At 36.9% G+C, this 5,081-nt stretch carries 5 protein-coding genes; all 5 read right to left on the bottom strand.

Annotated features, from left to right (window positions below):
- A partial coding sequence (locus ACKI5B_RS00165; RefSeq protein WP_407424931.1) for a hypothetical protein occupies positions 1–471 on the bottom strand: 471 nt, incomplete at its 3' end.
- Positions 472–522: 51 nt separating this feature from the next.
- A complete protein-coding gene (locus ACKI5B_RS00160; protein WP_407424930.1) occupies positions 523–1,371 on the bottom strand; it encodes a MinD/ParA family protein in 849 nt (282 codons plus the stop codon).
- Positions 1,372–2,670 carry an AAA family ATPase gene (locus ACKI5B_RS00155; protein WP_407424929.1) on the bottom strand — a complete coding sequence of 433 codons (1,299 nt, stop codon included), beginning with the start codon at positions 2,668–2,670 and terminating at the stop codon, positions 1,372–1,374.
- The gene (locus tag ACKI5B_RS00150; protein WP_407424928.1) at positions 2,663–4,828 is read right to left on the bottom strand and encodes a flagellar biosynthesis protein FlhA; all 2,166 of its coding nucleotides are present in this window, start codon (positions 4,826–4,828) and stop codon (positions 2,663–2,665) included. Before ACKI5B_RS00150 ends, ACKI5B_RS00155 begins: the two co-directional genes overlap by 8 nt.
- Before the next feature lie 26 nt (positions 4,829–4,854).
- The coding region (locus ACKI5B_RS00145; RefSeq protein ID WP_407424927.1) for an EscU/YscU/HrcU family type III secretion system export apparatus switch protein at positions 4,855–5,081 on the bottom strand (227 nt) is incomplete at its 5' end.

Here is a 5,081-nt window from a genome sequence, read left to right as displayed (position 1 = left end):
AGAGGAATCTGAAGGGGAAGAAGTTAACGTACTTACACTGGCAGGCGTAAAACTTTGAACTTCTTCTGTTTTTATTTTAGCGGTTTCAATATTATCAAGCTGTTCTTTATCTTCATTTTTTCCGTTTTCCAAATCACCGCCAAAACTTTTAGTCTGACTGATATTTGAAACTTCAAAATGAGGGGCATGTTCATCATCAGCAAGATTTGAATCATCAACTACAATATTAACAACACTTCCTGCAGCAGGATGTACGGGAGAAGATTCTGAATCACTAGAAAAACCAATATCTGAGGAAAGAAATTTTTTGTATAAAAAACTGATTCCGACACTAAGTCCTGCAAACACAAGGGCAAAAATAAACGCCCTTAAGCAAACATAAGAGAACCTTACATCAGAAATAAGTCCAACAAAAAAAGACAGACAAAACCCGACGCAGGCAGAAACGCAGATATATTTCGGGTTTATCATAAAAATTCCTCCCTCTTTAAGATTAAGTCAAAAAAAGCGTTAGGTCAAGTTTTAATTATTTTTTCTTAAAAATTTTTTTAGAAAATTAGAAACACCTTCAGAAGCACCTGTGTCGCTTTTTTCGATTCTACCAACAATATGCTTAATACACTGAGCAGGTTTTGATGTAGGATTAACAATTATAAAAGGTTTTTGCCGTATAACCGATGCCTGAACAACCGGGTCATCATAAACGAAACCAATATAATCAACTTTTTTATTCAAAAACTGTCCTACGATATTTATAATACGCTCAGAAATTCTTTTTCCTTCATCTGAAGAATGAACACGATTTACAAGCAGTTTTATATTCATTTCACGGTCAGAAAGTTCTGTTGTTATGATTTTTATAATTCCGTATGCATCGGTAATTGCAGTCGGCTCCGGAGTTGTTACGACATAAACTTCATCAGCAGCAGCAACGAATTGAAGTACATTATTGGCAATACCAGCTCCAGTATCAATAATAATAATATCTGCATTTCCAAGCATCGAAAACTGCTTTGCAAAATAATCCAGTTCATCTACAGTAAGATTAGCAATTTTTGAAAATCCGTTTGCTCCGGCAATAAATTTTATACCAAACTCAGTATCATTAATAATTTCCTGCATCATCTTCTGTTTATTTATAACATGCATAAGATTATACTGAGGTACAATATTCATCAGGACATTAACATTCGCCATACCCAAATCACCGTCAATAAGGATGACTTTTTTTCCCTGCTGGGCATAAGCAATCGCCATATTTACAGACAGGTTTGATTTTCCAACACCGCCTTTACCACTTGTGATTGCAATAATTCTTGTTTTGTGATTATTTGACATCATTTCTTTTAGTTCCTGAGCCTGATCTTCCATTTATTTTTCCTCCGGAAATTTTTCACTTATGTGTTCGCGATTTATTCTAAAATCACTAAAATAATTTAAATTTAATAAAAATTTTAAGACAGATGCACGTTCAATTTTTCTTGGAACCTGCTGACCATCAGTTATGTATGAAACAGATTTATTTTTTTCTGTAAGAACGCTGATTACATTACCAATGGCACTTGTTTCATCCCATTTTGTAATAATTACGGAAGAAAAATTAAACGGTTCGTAATTTTGGATAATAGAAATCATATCGCGTGCCTTTGCAGAAGCAGTAAATGTTAAATAAACATCAGGCTGAATTCCTTTTATTTCAAGCATTTTCCGCATTTTTCCGATATTCTCAGAATCATTCGGACTATAACCTGGGGTATCAATAAAAAGCACATCGATATTATCACGATAAGTATCAATGATTTTTTTTACGTCCTCAGCTGACTCAGCCTTATCAACATTAGCACCAAGCAAATCCCCATAGCGCTTCAACTGCTCTTCTGCTCCAACACGAGTATGATCGATTGTAATCATTCTGATTTTAGGTTCTTCCTGATTTTCATTTCTGGCTTCAAGAATCATCGTTCCGGCAAGTTTTGCAATTGTTGTGGTCTTTCCGACACCTGTAGGTCCTACAAGAATAATTACATGAGGATAAGGATGATAAGTTTTTGGCGAAATTTTTAATGATTCACCAATCCAGTCAATAACTTTTTCCTGGACAAAATTAAAATCTTCAAGCTGTTCAACAGAAAGTTCGCTTTTAAGACGAGTCGTGATTTTATTAATGTATGAAAAAGTAAATTCGTTTTCCTGAAGAAACTCCTCAACCTTCTGAATGGAAACAGGTTTATCAGCCGCATTAGTTGCAGCAGCAATATTTTTCATGGTTGTTTCCATTGTTTTTTTCATTTCTTCAAGCTTTTTATCAAGATTTGCCATTACTACAGTCTGAGATACAGCAGATGAAGCTTTTGATAAAAGTTCATCACGATTTTTCTGAAAAGAATCCTGCTGAGATAAAGGCTTTTGTTCTGCACCGATAGAATAACGGACTTCCCAATACTCTTTCTGCCCGAATCCGAAAATACCAGGCTTAAATTTCTGTCTTTTTCCTAACGGCGTATAATTATGACCGTACATATTAAAAAGCTTTTCAACACATTCTTCTTCAGTTTTGCCTGTAATCGTAAGAACTTCATTTTCAGGCTTCCCATATTTAGCAGAAGGCATATATGAAGGAGAATTACTTAAAGTTCTTACAGCTGATGAAGTATAACTTTCTTTATACATTTATTTCTCCAAGAATTTCCAGATTAACATTTCTGCCGGCCGCAACAACTTCGTTAAGCGAAAGAACGGCAATTCCAGGCATTTCAACATCAATTGAATGTTTTACAAGCTGTCGCACTTCAGAAGTCGGACATAGCAGAATCGGGAGATAATTACGTTCTCTTAAAGCTGCAACTGACTCCCCTACAGCCTTTATCCATTTACGGCTGTCAACAGGATCAAAAGCAAGAAGCGGTTGTGAACCGTCCTGAGGAACAACGATATGCTGCATAATTTTTTCTGAAGCAGCCTGAGAAACCTGAAGTACGCTCAGTTTTTTATTCGGATCATGAGGATCTACATACTGCAGACATATTTGAAGTCCCAGTGCTTCACGAACTTTCTCAATAAGAAGCCAGTTATTATGGCTCATATTACCGTAATTTGCGAGGGTTTCCAGAATTGTTTCAACATTACGGATTGAAACCTGTTCTTTAAGAAGCCCCTGCAGAACATGTTCAATTTCGCCGTAGGTGTATTTATATGTAGTAAGAACTTCATCAACGACGACTGGATTTTTCTCTTTAAATTTATCAATGATAGCTTTAGTTTCAAGACGTCCGAGAATTTCTGCTGCATGAGAACGGATAATTTCAGTGATATGAGTAGCAATAATTGTAGGCGGATCAACAACTGCATAGCCTGCCCTCTCTGCATCTGAACGCTGTTCTTCACTTACCCAGACTGCAGGAACACCAAAGGCAGGATCAAAAGTCTGTTCGCCCTTGATTTCTTCAGTAGCACTTCCTGTATTCATGCACATATAATAGCCGAGTTTAATTTTACTTCGTCCGGCTTCAATTCCTTTAATTTTAAAGCTGTATTCATCAGGAGCAAGAGTCATATTATCAATGATTCGAATTTTCGGTACAACAAGACCTAAATCAAGCCCGGCTTCACGACGGATTCTTGTAACACGTTCAAGAAGTTCAGCACCCTTTTCTTTATCAACAAGCGGAATAAGTGCGTATCCAAGTTCCAGACAAAGCGGATCAAGGGGAACAACAGGGCTGACTTCTCCGTTTTCACCGGCTGCTTTTTTATTTTTTTCGTTCTGTTCTTCTTCAAGTTTTTTAGCAAAAGACGCCTTTTCATTTTTAATCAAACGGTAACCGTAAAAAATAAAAAGTCCGCCGACTGGAAGCAGAAGATACCACGGGAAATTAGGAATTAAACTCATAAGAGCCAGAGTAACTCCAGTGATAATAAAAACATAACCGCTTGCAGTAAGCTGTTTTTTTAACTGTTCTCCAAGAACTTCTTTACTGGAATTTCCAGTAACAATAAGACCGGTCGCAAAAGAAAGCAGAAGTGAAGGAAGCTGACTTAAAAGTCCGTCACCAATTGTAAGACGGGAATAAAGATCTGCTGACTGACCAAGTGTAAGAGTGGTTCCATGCGAATTTTTAATAAGCATACCGGCTACAATTCCTGCAATTAAATCAAGTGCAGTGATAAAAATACCGGCTTTAACATTTCCGCTTACAAATTTTGAAGCACCGTCCATACTTGAGTAAAAATCAATATCACGCTGAATTGCAGCCTTTTTTTCACGGGCTTCTTCATCTGTGATGTAACCGGAATTAAGTTCAGAATCGACGGCAAAAAATTTCTGGTTCATTGCATCCAGACTAAATCGTGCTGCAACTTCAGAAACTCGGGTTGCACCTTTTGTAATAACTAACACCTGAATGATAATCAGAATGATAAAAATAACCATACCAATAATCAGACCAGTTGTCGAAGGCTTTACAGGACTGTCACCTGTTACAATTGATGAAAAAGCCTTAAGCATGGAGCCTGGGAAACCTTTATATCCGGTACCGGCAGCTTTTGTTAAAATCAGACGGGTTGAACAGACATTAAGTGCAAGCCCATAAAGAGTCGCAAAAAGCAGAACACGGGGAAAAGAAGTGAAATCTGAAGATTTTGGAGTATAAAGGACAACAAGAAGAACAACAACAGAAATTGAAATATTTACAATCATCATGAAATCAAGGAGTACGCCCGGAGCAGGCATTAAAAGCCCCATGATTATTGCAATTGCAAAAGCTGCAACAAAATGATTCGCAATATTTTTTGTCCCCAAAACATTTTTTAAACTAAAACGGTTCGCCATTCAAATCCCCACCCGAAACAGCTCACTTACTTTTTGTTAAACTTTTCTAACTGACTATAAATTGTAGCAATAGCCGAGAAATAGTCACTAGGTATTATATCACCGATTTCTGTTTCTGTATAGAGTGCACGAGCTAAAGGACGATTTTCTACAACAGGAACCTCGTTTTCTTTAGCAATTTCCCTGATTCTGAAAGCAAGATTATCACTTCCTTTTGCCATAACCTGCGGTGCATCTGAAACAACCTGGTCAT

Source organism: Treponema sp., from assembly GCF_045657965.1.
In the GTDB taxonomy this organism is placed as follows: domain Bacteria; phylum Spirochaetota; class Spirochaetia; order Treponematales; family Treponemataceae; genus Treponema_D.
This window is presented reverse-complemented; position numbering and strand designations above follow the sequence as displayed.